At 67.4% G+C, this 15,624-nt stretch carries 17 protein-coding genes; 6 read left to right on the plus strand and 11 right to left on the minus strand.

Annotation, left to right across the window (positions count from 1 at the left end):
* Positions 1-41: 41 nt before the first annotated feature.
* The 5 genes from EEB19_RS07780 to sdhC form a co-directional block, all read right to left on the minus strand.
* The gene (locus tag EEB19_RS07780) at positions 42-476 is read right to left on the minus strand and encodes a hypothetical protein (RefSeq protein WP_187584815.1); all 435 of its coding nucleotides are present in this window, start codon (positions 474-476) and stop codon (positions 42-44) included.
* A 110-nt stretch (positions 477-586) separates the two neighbouring features.
* Positions 587-1,375 carry a succinate dehydrogenase iron-sulfur subunit gene (locus EEB19_RS07785; RefSeq protein ID WP_187584817.1) on the minus strand — a complete coding sequence of 263 codons (789 nt, stop codon included), beginning with the start codon at positions 1,373-1,375 and terminating at the stop codon, positions 587-589.
* Complete coding sequence (gene sdhA / locus EEB19_RS07790) at positions 1,375-3,129, minus strand: succinate dehydrogenase flavoprotein subunit (RefSeq protein WP_187584819.1); 1,755 nt, start codon at positions 3,127-3,129, stop codon at positions 1,375-1,377. The genes EEB19_RS07785 and sdhA overlap by 1 nt, the downstream gene beginning before the upstream one ends.
* Before the next feature lie 17 nt (positions 3,130-3,146).
* Positions 3,147-3,605 carry a succinate dehydrogenase hydrophobic membrane anchor subunit gene (locus EEB19_RS07795; protein WP_187584821.1) on the minus strand — a complete coding sequence of 153 codons (459 nt, stop codon included), beginning with the start codon at positions 3,603-3,605 and terminating at the stop codon, positions 3,147-3,149.
* 10 nt (positions 3,606-3,615) lie between these two features.
* Positions 3,616-4,023, minus strand: a complete 408-nt coding sequence (sdhC, locus tag EEB19_RS07800; protein ID WP_187584823.1) for a succinate dehydrogenase, cytochrome b556 subunit — start codon at positions 4,021-4,023, stop codon at positions 3,616-3,618.
* A gap of 224 nt (positions 4,024-4,247) precedes the next feature.
* On the opposite strand from sdhC, the gene EEB19_RS07805 reads away from it, so the two are divergent.
* The 3 genes from EEB19_RS07805 to EEB19_RS07815 are packed head-to-tail and all read left to right on the plus strand — an operon-like array spanning position 4,248 to position 7,116.
* Entirely contained in the window at positions 4,248-4,649 is a 402-nt protein-coding gene (locus EEB19_RS07805; RefSeq protein ID WP_187584825.1) for a cytidine deaminase, read from the plus strand.
* Positions 4,646-5,977: a thymidine phosphorylase gene (locus EEB19_RS07810; protein WP_187584827.1), complete on the plus strand. Its 1,332-nt coding sequence runs from the start codon at positions 4,646-4,648 to the stop codon at positions 5,975-5,977. Before EEB19_RS07805 ends, EEB19_RS07810 begins: the two co-directional genes overlap by 4 nt.
* 2 nt (positions 5,978-5,979) lie before the next feature.
* On the plus strand, positions 5,980-7,116 hold the full coding sequence (locus EEB19_RS07815) for an adenosine deaminase (protein ID WP_187584829.1): 1,137 nt from the start codon (positions 5,980-5,982) through the stop codon (positions 7,114-7,116).
* Positions 7,117-7,120: 4 nt separating this feature from the next.
* Here EEB19_RS07815 and EEB19_RS07820 read toward each other — a convergent pair whose 3' ends face one another.
* The 3 genes from EEB19_RS07820 to EEB19_RS07830 all read right to left on the minus strand — a co-directional run bounded on the left by EEB19_RS07820 (position 7,121) and on the right by EEB19_RS07830 (position 9,764).
* Positions 7,121-8,416, minus strand: coding sequence for a primosomal protein (locus EEB19_RS07820; RefSeq protein WP_187584831.1), 1,296 nt, complete (start codon positions 8,414-8,416; stop codon positions 7,121-7,123).
* Between the two features lie 86 nt (positions 8,417-8,502).
* Positions 8,503-9,438: a C40 family peptidase gene (locus tag EEB19_RS07825; RefSeq protein ID WP_187584832.1), complete on the minus strand. Its 936-nt coding sequence runs from the start codon at positions 9,436-9,438 to the stop codon at positions 8,503-8,505.
* Positions 9,438-9,764: a type VII secretion target gene (locus EEB19_RS07830; protein ID WP_187584834.1), complete on the minus strand. Its 327-nt coding sequence runs from the start codon at positions 9,762-9,764 to the stop codon at positions 9,438-9,440. Before EEB19_RS07830 ends, EEB19_RS07825 begins: the two co-directional genes overlap by 1 nt.
* A gap of 50 nt (positions 9,765-9,814) precedes the next feature.
* Here EEB19_RS07830 and upp point away from each other — a divergent pair, with 50 nt between their 5' ends.
* Positions 9,815-10,438, plus strand: a complete 624-nt coding sequence (gene upp, locus EEB19_RS07835) for a uracil phosphoribosyltransferase (protein WP_187584836.1) — start codon at positions 9,815-9,817, stop codon at positions 10,436-10,438.
* A gap of 13 nt (positions 10,439-10,451) precedes the next feature.
* On the opposite strand, the gene EEB19_RS07840 is transcribed toward upp, so the two are convergent.
* Genes EEB19_RS07840 through EEB19_RS07850 form a run of 3 tightly spaced genes read right to left on the minus strand, consistent with a single transcriptional unit; the run spans position 10,452 to position 13,682 of the window.
* Positions 10,452-11,243 (minus strand): ABC transporter ATP-binding protein, encoded by a 792-nt coding sequence (locus tag EEB19_RS07840; RefSeq protein ID WP_262365510.1) that lies wholly within the window; start codon positions 11,241-11,243, stop codon positions 10,452-10,454.
* Positions 11,227-12,876: a phospho-sugar mutase gene (locus tag EEB19_RS07845; RefSeq protein WP_187584840.1), complete on the minus strand. Its 1,650-nt coding sequence runs from the start codon at positions 12,874-12,876 to the stop codon at positions 11,227-11,229. The genes EEB19_RS07840 and EEB19_RS07845 overlap by 17 nt, the downstream gene beginning before the upstream one ends.
* Positions 12,877-12,878: 2 nt before the next feature.
* Positions 12,879-13,682 (minus strand): purine-nucleoside phosphorylase, encoded by an 804-nt coding sequence (locus EEB19_RS07850; RefSeq protein ID WP_187584842.1) that lies wholly within the window; start codon positions 13,680-13,682, stop codon positions 12,879-12,881.
* A 36-nt stretch (positions 13,683-13,718) separates the two neighbouring features.
* On the opposite strand from EEB19_RS07850, the gene EEB19_RS07855 reads away from it, so the two are divergent.
* Both EEB19_RS07855 and EEB19_RS07860 read left to right on the plus strand, forming a co-directional pair.
* Positions 13,719-14,417 carry an enoyl-CoA hydratase/isomerase family protein gene (locus tag EEB19_RS07855; RefSeq protein ID WP_187584844.1) on the plus strand — a complete coding sequence of 233 codons (699 nt, stop codon included), beginning with the start codon at positions 13,719-13,721 and terminating at the stop codon, positions 14,415-14,417.
* Positions 14,418-14,427: 10 nt separating this feature from the next.
* On the plus strand, positions 14,428-15,621 hold the full coding sequence (locus EEB19_RS07860) for a M20 family metallopeptidase (protein ID WP_187584846.1): 1,194 nt from the start codon (positions 14,428-14,430) through the stop codon (positions 15,619-15,621).
* Positions 15,622-15,624: the final 3 nt, after the last annotated feature.

Below are 15,624 nucleotides of genomic sequence, written 5' to 3' on the forward strand. Positions count from 1 at the left end.
AATTGATGGGAAAGCGGCCGATTTTCGACGGATTCGGTCGTCTAGTGGCAGTAGGCAGTGGCATACCGCGGCCCGCGTGCCGTCTTCTCACGGACCTTTGTCTTGTTGATCCACACCGCGCACCGGGCGAAACGGCCGTCGGACTGCAGGACGGTGTCGATCTTCTGATGTCGCACGCGGCTCGTGTAGACGAGTGAACCCGACCAGAGTCCGGTGCGCTTGTCGAAGCGGTTCAGCGGCACGTCGCTCTGTCGCCGCATCCGGTTGTGTGCGTCGTACCAGGCGACCGCACTGTTGTACTGACGATCGGAGGTGAGGACGACGGTGATGCGGTCACCGGTGCCGGGGTAGCGGGGACCGGCCTGGGCCGGATGAGCGAGCGGCGTGCCGACGCCGAGGATCAGGATGAGGCCGGCGACGACGAGACGTGTACGGGTCATGTTCTTTGGACGCATCGGTGCGCGTTCCGGTTCCATGCGCGGACACCCGAATCCTCGTCAACGCCGACACCGCCCCTCCCGGGTGGGAGAGGCGGTGTCGTGGGCTGCAGAGAGAAGATCTGCGGGTCGCGTGTGCGACGCGGTTGTCAGCGCGAGAACATCAGGGCGCGCTTGACCTCTTGGATCGCCTGGGTCACCTGGATGCCACGGGGGCAGGCGTCGGTGCAGTTGAACGTGGTCCGGCACCGCCAGACGCCGTCGACGTCGTTGAGGATGTCGAGGCGCTCGATGGCGCCCTCGTCACGACTGTCGAAGATGAAGCGGTGTGCGTTCACGATGGCGGCCGGGCCGAAGTAACTGCCCTCGTTCCAGAACACCGGACAGCTCGTCGTGCAGCAGGCGCAGAGGATGCACTTGGTGGTGTCGTCGAAGCGGGCGCGGTCGTGCTGACTCTGGATGCGCTCACGCGTCGGCTCGTTGCCGCTGGTGATCAGGAACGGCTTGATGGCGCGGTAGGCGTCGAAGAAGGGTTCCATGTCGACCACGAGATCCTTCTCCACCGGAAGCCCCTTGATGGGCTCGATGGTGATGGTGATCTCCTTGGACTTGTCCTTCGGGAGCATGTCCTTCATCAGCAGCTTGCACGCCAGGCGATTGACGCCGTTGATGCGCATCGCGTCCGAACCGCAGACACCGTGGGCGCAGCTGCGCCGGAAGGTGAGCGTGCCGTCGAGGTAGCCCTTCACATACAGCAGCAGGTTAAGCAGACGATCGGTCGGCAGGGCCGGCACACGGAAGCTCTCGAAACCCTGGGCGTCGGGATTCTCCGGGTTGAACCGGTAGATCTTCAAGGTCACCATGGTGGCCTCGTCGGGTACCGGGGGCAATGGCGGTTCGTCGGAGGCCGGTGCCGGGTTGTCCATGATCGCTGTCATCAGTACTTACGCTCCATCGGCTCATAGCGGGTCTGCACCACGGGCTTGTAGTCCAGCTCGATGTCCGAGAGAAGGCCGGTGCCCTTCTTGTAGGCCATCGTGTGCCGCATGTAGTTGACGTCGTCGCGGTCGGGGTAGTCCTCGCGTGCGTGACCGCCCCGCGATTCCTTGCGATTCAGCGCGCCGACGACGGTGACCTCCGCCATCTCCAGCAGGAAGCCGAGTTCGATCGCCTCGAGCAGATCGCTGTTGAACCGCTTGCCCTTGTCGTGCACCCGCACGTGGTCGTAGCGCTCCTTGAGCGCGTGCACGTCGGTGAGTGCCTGCTTGAGGGTCTCCTCGGTGCGGAACACCGAGGCGTTGTTGTCCATCGTCGCCTGCAGTTCGGTCCGGATGTCGGCGACCCGCTCGTGGCCGTGATCGGAGAGCATCGTCTCGATCCACGCGTCGACCATCTCGGTCGGCTGCTCCGGCAGTTCGACGAACTCGGCCGACGTGGCGTACTCGGCGGCGGCGATGCCGGCGCGTCGGCCGAAGACGTTGATGTCGAGCAGCGAGTTCGTGCCCAGACGGTTGGCGCCGTGCACCGACACGCAGGCGCACTCGCCGGCGGCGTACAGCCCGTGCACGACGGTGTCGTTGTCGCGGAGGACCTGGCCCTCGATGTTGGTCGGGATGCCGCCCATCACGTAGTGGCAGGTCGGGTAGACCGGCACGTACTCGGTGACCGGATCGACGCCGAGATAGGTACGGGCGAACTCGGTGATGTCGGGGAGTTTCTCGTTGAGGACGTCCTCGCCGAGGTGGGTCACGTCGATGTAGACGTAGTCCTTGTTGGGTCCGGCGCCGCGACCCTCGAGCACCTCGAGCACCATCGACCGGGCGACGATGTCGCGGGGGGCGAGGTCCTTGATGGTGGGCGCATAGCGCTCCATGAACCGTTCGCCGTCGACGTTGCGCAGGATGCCGCCCTCACCACGCACGGCCTCGGAGATGAGGATGCCGAGGCCGGCCAGGCCGGTCGGGTGGAACTGGTGGAACTCCATGTCCTCCAAGGGAAGTCCCTTACGGAAGACGATGCCCATGCCGTCACCGGTCAGGGTGTGCGCATTCGACGTGGTCTTGTACATACGTCCCGAACCGCCGGTCGCGAAGACGATCGACTTGGCGTGGAACACGTGGATCTCGCCGGTGGCGAGTTCGTAGGCGACAACTCCCGTCGCGACCATCTCGCCGTCGGAGTTCTCACCGAGGCAGATGTCGAGCGCGTAGAACTCGTTGAAGAACTCGACGTCGTGCTTCACGCAGTTCTGATACAGCGTCTGCAGGATCATGTGGCCGGTGCGGTCGGCGGCGTAACAGGCCCGGCGGACCGGCGACTTGCCGTGATCTCGGGTGTGCCCGCCGAAGCGACGCTGATCGATCTTGCCCTCGGGGGTCCGGTTGAACGGCAGACCCATCTTCTCGAGGTCGAGGACCGCGTCGATGGCCTCCTTGGCCATGATCTCGACGGCATCCTGGTCGGCCAGGTAGTCACCGCCCTTGACGGTGTCGAAGGTGTGCCACTCCCAGTTGTCCTCTTCGACGTTGGCCAACGCCGCGCACATGCCGCCCTGAGCCGCGCCGGTGTGGCTGCGGGTGGGGTAGAGCTTGGTCAGTACCGCGGTCCGTGCGCGGGGTGCGGACTCGATGGCCGCGCGCATCCCGGCGCCGCCGGCGCCCACGATGACCACGTCATAGCGATGTTCCTGCATGAGTTCGTCTATCTCCTCTAGCCGACGCTGTTCACGTCGAAGGTCAGCAGTGCGTACGTACCCAGGACCAGCACCAAGATCATCGAGATGCCCAGCAGGACGTTGAGCCAGAACCGCGTGGAGTCCTTGCGGGAGTAGTCGGCGATGACCGTGCGCACGCCGTTGCCGCCGTGCAGCTGGGCGAGCCACAGCATGGAGAGATCCCAGATCTGCCAGAAGGGTTCACGCCAGCGCGCCGCCACGAAGGAGGCGTCGATGCGGTGCACGCCGTCGTCCCACGCCAGCATGATGAACATGTGGCCGATGGTCAGGATGATCAGTGCCAGACCGGAGAAGCGCATGAACAGCCATGCGTACTTCTCGAAGTTGCCGCCTTTACGCATGCGGGGCGAGCGCGGGTTGTCCAGGCTGGCCGGGCGGTCGTGCTGGGTACCCAGGGTCTTGGCGACACCCGGAGTTGCTTGCGATGCAGTCATCAGGTGCCTCCTAGAACGAGTGGGTGATCAGGATCTGCAGCAGACGGATCGCCGCCGCGCCGAACACGACCACGAAGATGGTGAGGATCACCCACAGCATCTGTCGCTGGTACTTGGGACCCTTGGACCAGAAGTCGACGAGGATGATCCGCACACCGTTCAGAGCGTGGTAGAGCACGCAGGCGACGAGGGCGATCTCCATCAAGCCGATGATGGGCGTCTTGTAGGTCTCGATGATCTCCGAATACTTGTTCGGGTCGATCCGGATGACCGCGGTGTCCAGCACGTGGACGAAGAGGAAGAAGAAGATGGTGACACCGGTGATGCGGTGGAGCACCCACGACCACATGCCTGGGTCGCCGCGATACAGGGAGCGTTTGCGCACCGGCTCGGGTGCTACCTCGGTCGGGGTGCTCATCAGGAAATTGGCCTCCAACAGCGTCGATGGATGTGCCGAGTCGGCATTATCAGGCTCGGCCGTGGACCCATGGAAGAGACTTTAAACCTATGCTGAGCCTCTCAGTAAATTGCCCGAACCGATCTGGGCGACAAGTGATCTCGACTTAGGTTTGCCTTACCAAGTTTTGTGATGGTAAGGGATGTCACATCCTGCTCGCCCGTACCGATGGGGAGGAGCTCTCCGTGAGCGCCGAAATCAACTGGAATCTGTTGCGCGACAACGCACAATCGATGATCGCGCGAGCCTACGCGCCCTACTCCGGGTTTCCGGTGGGCGCCGCGGGCCTGCTCGACGACGGACGGGTCGTCGTGGGTTGCAATGTGGAAAATGTCTCATACGGACTCGGCATCTGCGCGGAGGTCGCACTCGTCGCTCATCTCGTCGGAACGGGCGGAGGTCGGCTCGTCGCGGTGTCGGTCTGCGATGCCCGCGGTGAGGTGCTGATGCCGTGCGGTCGATGCCGACAGGTCCTGCTCGAGCACGGCGGGAGCGGGTTGGCGGTCGACCATCGATCGGCGCCGACGACCCTCGCCGCGCTGCTGCCCGATGCGTTCGGTCCCGACGACCTGGAGGCGACCCGATGAGCTCATCCGACACGGACACCGATGCGGAGATCATCGACACGATCGGTGTCATCCGCACCAAACGCGACGGCGGCGAACTGAGCGACGCACAGATCGACTGGGTGGTGGATCGCTACGCACGCGCGGCCGGTCATGTCGCGGATGAGCAGATGTCGGCCCTGCTCATGGCGATCGTCCTCCGGGGCATGACCCGTCGGGAGATCGCTCGCTGGACCCAGGCGATGATCGACAGCGGGCGTCGGATGGATTTCTCCGGACTGCGGCGCGACGGGCGGCCGATGATCACCGTCGACAAGCACTCGACAGGTGGTGTCGGGGACAAGATCACCTTGCCGCTCGCCCCGCTCGTCGCGTCCTACGGCGTCGCGGTACCCCAACTCTCCGGACGCGGCCTCGGGCACACCGGGGGCACTCTCGACAAACTCGAGTCCATCCCGGGGTGGCGCGCCGAGGTCGGACCGGACGAGATGGCCGCGCAGCTGGAGAAGGTGGGTGCGGTCATCTGCGCCGCGGGAGGCGATCTGGCGCCGGCGGATCGTCGGCTCTACGCGCTGCGTGATGTCACCGGAACCGTGGAGTCGATACCGCTGCTGGCGAGTTCGATCATGTCGAAGAAGATCGCGGAGGGTACCGGCGCACTGGTCCTCGACGTGAAGTTCGGGAGCGGTGCGTTTCTGAAGTCGGAAGCGGAGAGCCGCGAGCTCGCCGAGACGATGGTCGCTCTGGGCGAGGCCGCCGGTGTGCGGACGCGCGCGCTGCTCACCGACATGAACGTTCCGCTCGGTCTCACCGCGGGCAATGCGCTCGAGGTCGCGGAATCGGTGGAGGTCCTGGCCGGCGGCGGACCCGAGGACGTGGTCGAACTGACTCTGGCGCTGGCCCGGGAGATGCTCGACGCCGCGGGACTCGGCGATGTCGATCCCGCCGACCATCTCGCCGGAGGGCAGGCGATGGACACGTGGAGGGCGATGATCCGCGCGCAGGGCGGTGATCCGGACGCGCCGCTGCCGCGTGCGCCGCACTCCGACACCGTCGTCGCGGACGGCGATGGGGTGATGGTCGGACTGGATGCGATGGCCGTCGGTCTCGGCGCGTGGCGTCTGGGCGCGGGCCGTGCCGTGCCGGGTGAGGCCGTGCAGGCCGAGGCGGGGATCACGATGCATGCGAAGCCCGGAGATCGGGTGCGCGCCGGCGATGCGTTGTTCACCCTGCACACCCGGACACCCGAGCGCTTCGTCGCGGCACGCGCCGCGCTGGCCTCCGCGGTCTCGCTCGGTGACGCGCGGTGCGAGCGCGCGCCGCTGATCACCGATCGCGTTACCGTCTGAGCATGACGACGACTGTCACACCCGCGCCCGGCCGACCCCTCGACCTGCCGAACATCAGGCTCGCGCCCAAGGTGCTGCTGCACGATCACCTCGACGGTGGCCTTCGGCCCGCGACGATCCTCGAACTCGCCCGCGAGGTCGGGTATTCGGAGTTGCCTGCCGACGACGCGGAGTCACTCGCCCGATGGTTTCGCGACGCCGCCGACAGCGGATCGCTCGAGCGCTATCTGGAGACCTTCGCGCACACCGTCGCCGTCATGCAGACTCCCTCGGCCCTCGCGCGGGTCGCGCGCGAATGCGTCGAGGATCTCGCCGCGGACGGCGTCGTGTACGCCGAGATCCGTTATGCACCCGAGCAGCATCTCGCGCGCGGACTGACACTCGACGAGGTGGTCGAGGCCGTGCTCGCGGGATTCGCCGAAGGTGAGGCGCAGGCTCGGGCGCAGGGGCGCCCGATCATCGTGCGGTGCCTGGTCACCGCGATGCGGCACGCCGCCCGGTCGCGGGAGATCGCCGAGTTGGCGGTCCGCTATCGCGACGAGGGTGTCGTCGGCTTCGACATCGCCGGCGCAGAGGCGGGGCATCCGCCGACCCGGCACCTCGATGCCTTCGAGTTCATGCGGGCGAACAACGCGCACTTCACGATTCACGCGGGGGAGGCGTTCGGTCTGCCGTCGATCCACGAGGCGCTCGCATTCTGCGGTACCGACCGACTCGGCCACGGCGTGCGCGTCATCGACGACATCACCCTGCCGGAGGGTGCCGATCTCGCGGCGGAGAGCTTCGCGGGTGCCGAACTCGGCCAGATCGCCGACCTCGTGCGCGACAACAGGATTCCGCTCGAGCTCTGCCCGAGCTCGAACGTGCAGACGGGGGCGGTCGCGTCGATCGCCGAGCACCCGTTCAACGTGTTGGCGCGACTGCGCTTCCGGGTCACCGTCAACACCGACAACCGGCTGATGAGCGACACGACGATGAGCAAGGAGTTCTACCGGCTCGCCCAGCAGTTCGGCTATGGCTGGGCCGACTTCGAACGGTTCACCGTCAACGCCATGAAGTCGGCCTTCATCCACTTCGACGAACGGCTCGCCCTGATCGACGACGTCATCAAACCCGGTTACGCGGTGTTGCTCGGCTGACGCGTCAGGACTTCTTGACCAGCCGAGCCTCGAAGTCGTGGACGAGCGCGCGCCAGGCCTCGGACTCGTTCTCGAACGGCGGACTCGGTGCCATGCGCTTGGGATCGGGATTGATCGCGTAATCCACGAACCACCCGAGCGGCGTGGTCGATCCGAGTGCCTCGTTGACCGAGTCGTCGTCGGCGTAGTCGGCGGCGTCGGTGAGCAATTCGACGGCGAGGTCGAGCTGGTTGCGGTCCATCCGGCGGGGACCGTCGGCGATGTCGTCGACCAGACCCGGCAGGACGTAGACGTTGTCGTCGATGACGTCGAACTCGAGTGAGCCGTCGGTGGCGCCGGTGCGCACCTCCTCGAACGTCGAGAGGTCGGCGAGGTCGTGATCGTCGTCGTCGGCGAGGAACCGGCTCAGCGATCGCGGCGAGCCGAACACGAAGATCTTCCCGTTGTTCCCGAGGAAGACCGGATCGTCGCCGAGATAGCAACGCAGCGACAGGTATTCGCCGTCGCTGGTGACGATCCTGATGGGATCGATGCCGACGCCGGCCCAGAAGTCGTCGTCGTCGACCTCGTCCTCGACGTCATCGTCGTCGTCATCGTCTGAATCATCGGTGTCGTCGGACTCGTCCTCGGCCGTCGCCGCGACCGCACCATCGACGAGCTCGAGGTCGTCGTCGGCGGGTTCGTCCTCGTCCTCGGCGGACGCAGCGGCCTCGAGTTCGGCCTCGGCGGTCTCGACTGCTTTGGCGTCCACCTTCGGCGTGGTGATCACGTCGTCGATCGCGTCGATCACGTCGTCCCAGTGCTTGGCGATCAGTCGCCCGATGCGCACCCACAGGTCGACACCCTCGCGTCCGACGAAGTTCCGGGTGCCGGTGGTGACCGCTCCGAGGATGGGATTGCCGTTGAAGAACTTCGTGATGACCGTGAGTTCGCAGACCTCACCGAGGATGCGCACGATCTCGAGTGCGTCCTCGAGTTCGGCGATGACCTCGGGCGACGGGTCCTCGGCGGCGAGTTCCGGCACCCCGACGAGGTCGTAGGAGTGGCGATCGTCCGGCACGAGTTCGTCGGCTTGCAGCCCGACGACGGTCTCCCATGCCGGATGTTCCACGAGATCGTTGTCGTCGTCGTTGCGGATGAACGCCGCCAGCTCGGCCACCCCGGGGAAGCCGTACAGATCCTCGTCGAGGCCGAGGAATGCCTCCCACTCGTCGTCGCCCTCACGCCACCGGGGTGCCCAGAGGGTGAAGATGTTTCCGTCGGTGAGTCCGAGCTCGATGGGGACGATGTCTCCGGCCATGAGGACACAGCGTACTGATCGGATCTGTGAACTCGGGTGGCGGCCCCGCGACCAGACGGTGAACGCCGTGGGATCGGGCTGCGGCCTCATCGTGGGCGGAAGAATCCCTGAAAGCCCTGACCCGCATTGGTGGTGCGCAGCGGCGAGGTCTGGACCGGGTTCCCGGCCTCCACGAGCTGGTCGTTCCCGATGTACATCGCCACGTGCCCGTCCCACACGGCGAGATCGCCGGGCATCAGGTCTCCCTGACTCACCTGGACCCCCGCGGTGTCCTGGTCCTGCGCCAGCCGCGGGAGTTCCAGGCCGGCCTGGCGATAGGACCACTGGGTGAACCCGCTGCAGTCGAATCCTTCCGGCGTCGTGCCACCCCAGACATAGGGCACCCCGCGCTGGCTGAGCGCAGCCTCGACCGCCTTGGCCGCCCGCTCGTTCGGGGCGTAGGCGACCGATCCGTCCGGCAGCCTGACGGGGATCCCGCCGGCGACTGGTTCCCGCGACAGTCGCGAGACCTCGGCGGGCGCCTCGGTGCGCCCGAGGCTCACCATGCGATCGGTGTCGGCCCGCAGGTCGCTCTGGGTGCGCGCGACGATCTGCATGCCGCGGCCGACGTGGTCGAGCGCGATGGGCAGGATCATCGAGATCCCGTGCGGCGTGAACAAGGTCGGTCCGAGTGCCGCGGCGATTCGTTCGAACGAGTCGATGAGCGCGCCGAGCTGGTCGGCGGCCAGCTTGACTTTGGTCCCCGCCTGCTCGATCAGCGTCGCGATCTCGGCGCTGTCGTCGCCGACATCGGCGACCGTGTCGCGGTCTCGGCCGGCGGCCCGGACGGCCGCGTCGGCACCGGTGCCGCGCCACTGCGCGGCGACCCGATCGGTCGCCGCCGACGACGTCTGCCGGATCTGGTCGAGCTGCGAAGTCGACGTGCGCAGGCGGTCGGCCGGGTTGTCCGGCGGCAGGACACCGGTCCCGAGGGCGGTGATCATGATGCGCAACGGTGCGATGAGGATGTCGATCGTCAGCATCAGAGTGACAGCTCCCGGTCGGGCACCGACGAGCGCAACGCGGCGGCGCCGGCGTCGTCGGACTCGGTGTAGCGGGCGTCGGCCGCGCGAGTGGCGTCCGCCTGGTCGGCATGACTTCCGGCGACGGTGTCGAGTCGTCGTGAGCGACCGTCGAGGACGAACGCGGTGGCGGCCAGGAAGTCGGCGCCGATGACGCCGAAGGTCGGTGTGAGCTCGCCGACCTCACCTCGGCGGTGGGCGGCCTGGGCGCGGAGTTCGTCCGCGGCGGCGTGCTGGGCGCGCGCATAGGTGGACAGCGCGGGGGAGTGGGCGGTTACCTCGGTCATGTATCTCTGACGCCCGACCGACGCGTCTGGTTCCACTTAGGGTGATTCCCATGCAGGTACAGATCGTCGATCATCCGCTGGCGGCCGCTCGCCTCACCACGATGCGCGACAAGCGCACCGACAACGCAGGGTTCCGTGCGGCCCTCTCGGATCTCACGCAGATGCTCGTGTACGAGGCGCTGGCCGGGGCCCCGAGCGAGACGGTGCCGATCGAGACACCGCTGACCGCCGTCGACGGGTCGCGGCTCGCGACACCGCCGCTGTTGGTCCCGGTGTTACGTGCCGGGCTGGGGATGGTCGAGCAGGCGCACGCGATGGTGCCCGAGGCGCACGTCGGGTTCGTCGGCGTCGCGCGTGACGAGTCCACCGCACGGCCCGTGCCGTACCTGGAGTCGCTGCCCGACGATCTGTCCGGGTTGCCGGTGTTCGTCCTCGATCCGATGCTGGCGACCGGCGGGTCGATGCTGCACACCATCGAGCTGCTCATGGCACGCAAGGCCACCGACATCACCGCGGTCTGCGTGGTCGCCGCGCCAGAGGGGGTCGCCGCACTCGACTCGTCGGGCCATCCCGTGCGGCTCGTGGTGGCAGCGGTCGACGAGGGACTCAACGATGTCGCCTACATCGTGCCGGGCCTCGGCGATGCCGGGGACCGCCAGTTCGGTCCCCGCTGATCACCTCGAACGCTCAGGCCGCGACGGCCGCCCAGCGTCCATCCGACCGCCGCACGACCACGGCGTGATCAAAGCATGCGCTGATGGTCTCGGAGGTGAGTGCGTCGTCGACAAGACCCGCCGCGATCGCCTCACCGTCGCGCAGCAGCATGGCGTGACTCGTGCTCGTGGGCAGATCCTCGAGATGATGGGTGACCAGCACGCTCGCGAGATCGGGCACCTCCGAACGCAATTGGTCGATGCCGGTGAGGAGCTTCTCGCGTGCGGCCAGGTCGAGTCCGGTGGCAGGTTCGTCGAGCAGCAGGAGAGCGGGTCGGGGCATCAGTGCACGCGCGATCAGGGTGCGGCCGCGCTCGCCCTGGCTCATCACCGGCCACACCGAGTCCCGTCGCGCCGTCATGCCGAGGAGTTCGAGCAGGTCGTCGGCGTGCCGGTGTTCGTCGGCGGTGTAGGTGTGGCGCCGGTCGAGTTCGGGAGTGTTGGTGAGACCCGTCAGCACCACCTCGTGGGCGGTCAACGGGACGTCGATGCGCCAGCGCGGATCGACATGCCCGATGTGGGTGCGCAGTTCGCGCATGTCCACCCGACCCAGCCGCTTGCCCAGCACATCGACCGTTCCCGTCGTCGGATGTCCCCGCGCCCCCAGGATCGTCATCAGGGTCGACTTGCCCGCTCCGTTGGGGCCCAGCAGCGCCCAGTGCTCACCGGGCTGGACGCGCAGGCTCACCTTGTGGAGCAGGGCACGTCCGTTGCGGACGACGTCGAGGTCGGTGGCGTCGAGGATCGGATCAGAAGCCGTGTGCACGCTGATCACCGTATCCAGCATCTGCGGGGAGGTCGTCGGCGACTCGGTCCGCGATCTCTCGCAGCCATCGAGTGATGTCCGGAATGTCCGCTGCCGCAGCCGATGCAACGACCTCGATGTAGTACTTCAGTTTCGGCTCGGTGCCCGAGGGCCGCGCCATCACCCGGATCGCCACGCCGTCGGTCGACGTACCGGTCATCCGCAGGGCATCGGTCCGCAGCGAGTCGTCGCGGGTGGCGAAATCGTCGGTCCGGACGGGGATGTCGGCGAGCGCGGTCGGCGGTGTCCGCCGTAGCTGCGACATCAGGTCGGTGATCTCGTCGAGGTCGGTGACCCTGACCGAGCGCTGCGTGGTCACGTGCACGCCGTGTTCGACGGCGAGCTCGTCGAGCGCGCCGGAGAGATCGTCACCGGCGCAACGACGTTCGTGACACAGGCGGGCTGCGACCACGGCGGCGGCGATGCCGTCCTTGTCGCGCACCGCGTCCGGGTCGACGCAGTGTCCGATAGCTTCCTCGTAGGCGTACAGCAGCGGTTCGCCCGCGCGGACAAGCCATTTGAATCCGGTCAGGGTGGTCACGTATCGCGCACCCATCGAGCCGGCGACCTTCGCCAACAACGATCCGGAGACGATCGTGGAGGCGACGACGGGATCCGCCAGATCGGTGGTCGCGAGCAGTTGTCGTCCGAGGAGCGCGCCTGTCTCGTCGCCGGTCAGCATGCGCCAGTGGCCGTGCACGCGCGTGCCGATCGCGCATCGGTCGGCGTCGGGGTCGAGGGCGATGGCCAGATCGGCGTCCACGTCGTCGGCGAGGGCGAGCAGCCGATCGGAGGCGCCGGGCTCCTCGGGGTTGGGGAAGCGCACCGTCGGGAAGTCGGGATCCGGGGCGAACTGCTCCGCGACGACGTGCACGTCGTCGAACCCGGCGCGGCGCAACGCGGTCAGCGCGGTCGCCCCGCCGACGCCGTGCATCGCGGTGAGGGCGATACGGACGGGGGATCGACCGACGCGTCCGAACCGTCGGTCCAGTCGGTCCAGATAGCGGCGGGTGTTCAACGATGCCCGCCAGTCCGACGACACCGGTTGTCGCGGAATCGTGTTCGCGGGTGGCGCGGCGACGATCAGCGACTCGATCTCCGCATCGGCCGGTGGGATGAGCTGCGCGCCGCCGGTCAGGTACACCTTGTAACCGTTGTCGGCGGGCGGATTGTGCGACGCGGTCACGGTGACGGCCGCCGCGGCTTCGAGGTCGCGGCACGCGAAGGCGACCAGCGGGGTGGGAGATGCGCCCGGGAGTACCACGACGTCGAAACCCTGCGCGGCGAGGACTTCGGCTGTGGCCGTGGCGAACTCGCGTGACCCGTGACGCGCATCCCGGCCGACGACGACCGTGGCGCCGGTGTGACCCCGGTCGATGAGCCAGCGTCCGAGACTCTCGGTGGCCCGGATGACGACGGCCACGTTCATGCCGTTGGGGCCCGCCCGCACCGGTCCCCGCAGGCCGGCGGTACCGAAATGCAGAGTGTCGGAGATGCGTTCGGCAAGGTCGTCGTGTCCGAGCGCGGCCAGCTCGCGCCGGGTGTGCGGGTCAGGATCGCCGGCGATCCAGTCGTCGGGTTCGATCACCGGCATTGTCAGAGCCGACCGATGATGGACGCGAGCAACTCGCCCATGCGACGTGCCGATGCGCGGCCCACCTCGAGGACCTCCGTGTGGCTCAGCGGTTCGCCGGTCATCCCGGCGGCGAGGTTGGTGACCAACGACATACCGAGCACTCTCAGACCGGCGGCTCGGGCGGCGATGGTCTCGTGCACCGTCGACATCCCGACGAGATCCGCCCCGAGGGTGCGCAACATCCGGATCTCTGCGGGCGTCTCGTAATGGGGACCGGGCAGGCCGGCGTAGACGCCGTCGGCCAGCGTCGGATCGATGGTGCGAGCGAGGTCGCGCAGAGCGGGGGAGTATGCGTCGACGAGGTCGACGAACTGGGCACCGACCAGGGGTGACCGCGCCGTCAGATTGAGGTGATCGCTGATCAGGACGGGCTGCCCGACGGACATGTCCTGGCGTAGTCCGCCGGCTGCATTGGTCAGGATGATCGTGTGCGCACCGGCGGCCGCCGCGGTCCGGACGGGGTGGACGACGCGTGACAGGTGGTGCCCCTCGTAGGCGTGGATGCGTCCGAGCAGGATGAGCACCCGCCGATCGCCGATGCGAACCGAATGCGCGACACCGCCGTGACCTGCGGCCTTCGGCGGTGTGAAGCCCGGTAGATCTGCCATCGGCACGCTGGCGACGGGAGTCCCGAACGCCTCGGCCGCCGGTGCCCAGCCCGACCCGAGGACCACTGCGACGTCGTGCGCGGTGCAATCGGTCTCGGCGGCGATCGTCGCGGCGGCTGCGATCGCAGCGGCGTCGGCATCGGCAGTGGGGTCCATGGGCCCAACAGTAATGCCCGGCGATAAGGTCGCTACATGCCGTTTCTCAGTTCTGCGGGCGATGTCACCGAGCTCTACCTGGGCGCAGAGGGTGTCGAACTCGACGAGTCCAATCCGGACAACCGGTTTCGGATCGAATGGATGGCGACAGTCGGGGAGTACCTCGATCAGATCGCCGCGGAGCCGACCAAACCACTGGTGATCACGGCCACCGGCAAGTTCTTCACCAACGGGCTCGACACCGACTACATCGCGGCGAATGCGAGTGGACTGCCGCGCTACCTCGATCGCGTGCACGAGCTCTACGTCAAACTGCTCACCCTGCCCGTCCCGACGGTCGCCGCGATCAACGGCCATGCCTTCGGTGCGGGCGCCATGCTGGCCCTGTGCGCCGACGTCCGACTGATGCGCACCGAGCGGGGATTCTGGTCGTTGCCCGAGGCCGCGCTCGGCATGCCCTTCACCCGTGGCATGAGCACCCTGCTGCGGACGCGTCTCACCGACGCGACCGCCACCGAGGGGATGCTGACGTCGAAGCGCTACGGCGGTGCCGATGCCAAGGCGGCGGGCATCGTCGAAGAGGCTGTCGACGTCGACCAGCTGCTCAGTCGTGCACGCGAGCTCGCAGCCGAGCGCGCCCCGCTGGCAGGGCAGAACCTGGGACAGATCAAGCGAGGACTGCGGCGTCCGCTGCTCGAGGATCTGCAGATCACCACACCCCCGTCGGTGCTGTGATGGTGGCGCGATGGCTGTGAGCGAATCCGGTATCCACTCGGTGGCTTCGCGCGACGTCATTGGCGCGTGGTGGGCGGCGAACGGGCAGGACGTGGTGCAGTGGCGCCGACAGATCCATGCTCATCCCGAGCTGTCACGCCAGGAGGTCAACACGACCGAGCTGGTGATGGTCGAACTCACCAGTGCCGGGCTGGAACCTCGACGGCTGCCGCTGGGTACGGGCGTCGTCTGCGACATCGGTCCGGGCGACAAGCCACGGATCGCGTTGCGCGCCGACATGGACGCGCTGCCGATCACCGAGCACACCGGGTTGGCGTTCAGCTCGACTGTCGAAGGTGTGTCCCATTCCTGCGGTCACGACGCACACACGGCGATCCTCATGGGTGTCGCCAAGTTGCTGGCATCTCTCGACGAACTGCCCGTCGGTGTTCGACTGATCTTCCAGCCGGCCGAGGAGGTCATGCCGGGCGGCGCGCTCGATGCCGTTGCGGCCGGGGTGATGAACGGGGTCAGCCGGATCTTCGCGCTGCACTGCGACCCCAAACTGCCGGTCGGATCGGTCGGACTGCGCTCCGGGGCACTGACGTCGGCGGCAGATCACATCGACCTGCAGTTGCACTCGGCCGGTGGCCACACATCGCGTCCGCACCTCACCGGAGACCTTGTGTACGCGATGGGGACCGTCATCACCGGCCTGCCTGGCATCCTGTCGCGCCGCATTGACCCACGGTCGGGGACGGTCATGGTGTGGGGTGCCGCACATGCCGGGAGCGCACCCAACGCGATCCCACAGGAAGGTCGGCTGCTCGGAACGGTCCGCACCGGCGACCACGCCATGTGGTCCGAGCTCGAGCCTCTGGTCCGCAGCGTGATCGGTGAACTCCTGGCACCTCTCGGCGTGCGCTACGACCTCTCGTACTTCCGGGGCGTCCCTCCGGTCGTCAACGACGAGACGGCCGTCGGCATGCTGCGTGCTGCCGTCGCCGAGATCGGGCCGAACGCGGTCGCCGACACCCCGCAGTCACCCGGTGGCGAGGACTTCTCCTGGTACCTCGAGCATGTGCCCGGAGCGATGGGTCGCCTCGGGGTGTGGGACGGGATCGGTCCGCACGTGGACCTGCATCAACCCAACTTCGACCTCGACGAGCGTGCGCTCGAGGTCGGCGTCCGCACGTTGGCGGGGGTCGCTCTCGGCGAGGTGTGAGGC

The organism is Gordonia sp. OPL2 (assembly GCF_003797825.1).
GTDB lineage: Bacteria > Actinomycetota > Actinomycetes > Mycobacteriales > Mycobacteriaceae > Gordonia.

Bases quoted from the DNA above. Each gene is read 5' to 3' on its own strand.
- upp (WP_187584836.1), top strand. From the start codon at position 9,815: ATGCAGGTACAGATCGTCGATCATCCGCTGGCGGCCGCTCGCCTCACC.
- EEB19_RS07820 (WP_187584831.1), bottom strand. From the start codon at position 8,416: ATGGCCGGAGACATCGTCCCCATCGAGCTCGGACTCACCGACGGAAAC.
- EEB19_RS07845 (WP_187584840.1), bottom strand. From the start codon at position 12,876: ATGCCGGTGATCGAACCCGACGACTGGATCGCCGGCGATCCTGACCCG.
- EEB19_RS07830 (WP_187584834.1), bottom strand. From the start codon at position 9,764: ATGACCGAGGTAACCGCCCACTCCCCCGCGCTGTCCACCTATGCGCGC.
- EEB19_RS07780 (WP_187584815.1), bottom strand. From the start codon at position 476: ATGGAACCGGAACGCGCACCGATGCGTCCAAAGAACATGACCCGTACA.
- EEB19_RS07855 (WP_187584844.1), top strand. From the start codon at position 13,719: ATGCCGTTTCTCAGTTCTGCGGGCGATGTCACCGAGCTCTACCTGGGC.
- EEB19_RS07810 (WP_187584827.1), top strand. From the start codon at position 4,646: ATGAGCTCATCCGACACGGACACCGATGCGGAGATCATCGACACGATC.
- sdhA (WP_187584819.1), bottom strand. From the start codon at position 3,129: ATGCAGGAACATCGCTATGACGTGGTCATCGTGGGCGCCGGCGGCGCC.
- sdhC (WP_187584823.1), bottom strand. From the start codon at position 4,023: ATGAGCACCCCGACCGAGGTAGCACCCGAGCCGGTGCGCAAACGCTCC.
- EEB19_RS07850 (WP_187584842.1), bottom strand. From the start codon at position 13,682: ATGGACCCCACTGCCGATGCCGACGCCGCTGCGATCGCAGCCGCCGCG.
- EEB19_RS07785 (WP_187584817.1), bottom strand. From the start codon at position 1,375: ATGACAGCGATCATGGACAACCCGGCACCGGCCTCCGACGAACCGCCA.
- EEB19_RS07795 (WP_187584821.1), bottom strand. From the start codon at position 3,605: ATGACTGCATCGCAAGCAACTCCGGGTGTCGCCAAGACCCTGGGTACC.
- EEB19_RS07825 (WP_187584832.1), bottom strand. From the start codon at position 9,438: ATGCTGACGATCGACATCCTCATCGCACCGTTGCGCATCATGATCACC.
- EEB19_RS07860 (WP_187584846.1), top strand. From the start codon at position 14,428: ATGGCTGTGAGCGAATCCGGTATCCACTCGGTGGCTTCGCGCGACGTC.
- EEB19_RS07815 (WP_187584829.1), top strand. From the start codon at position 5,980: ATGACGACGACTGTCACACCCGCGCCCGGCCGACCCCTCGACCTGCCG.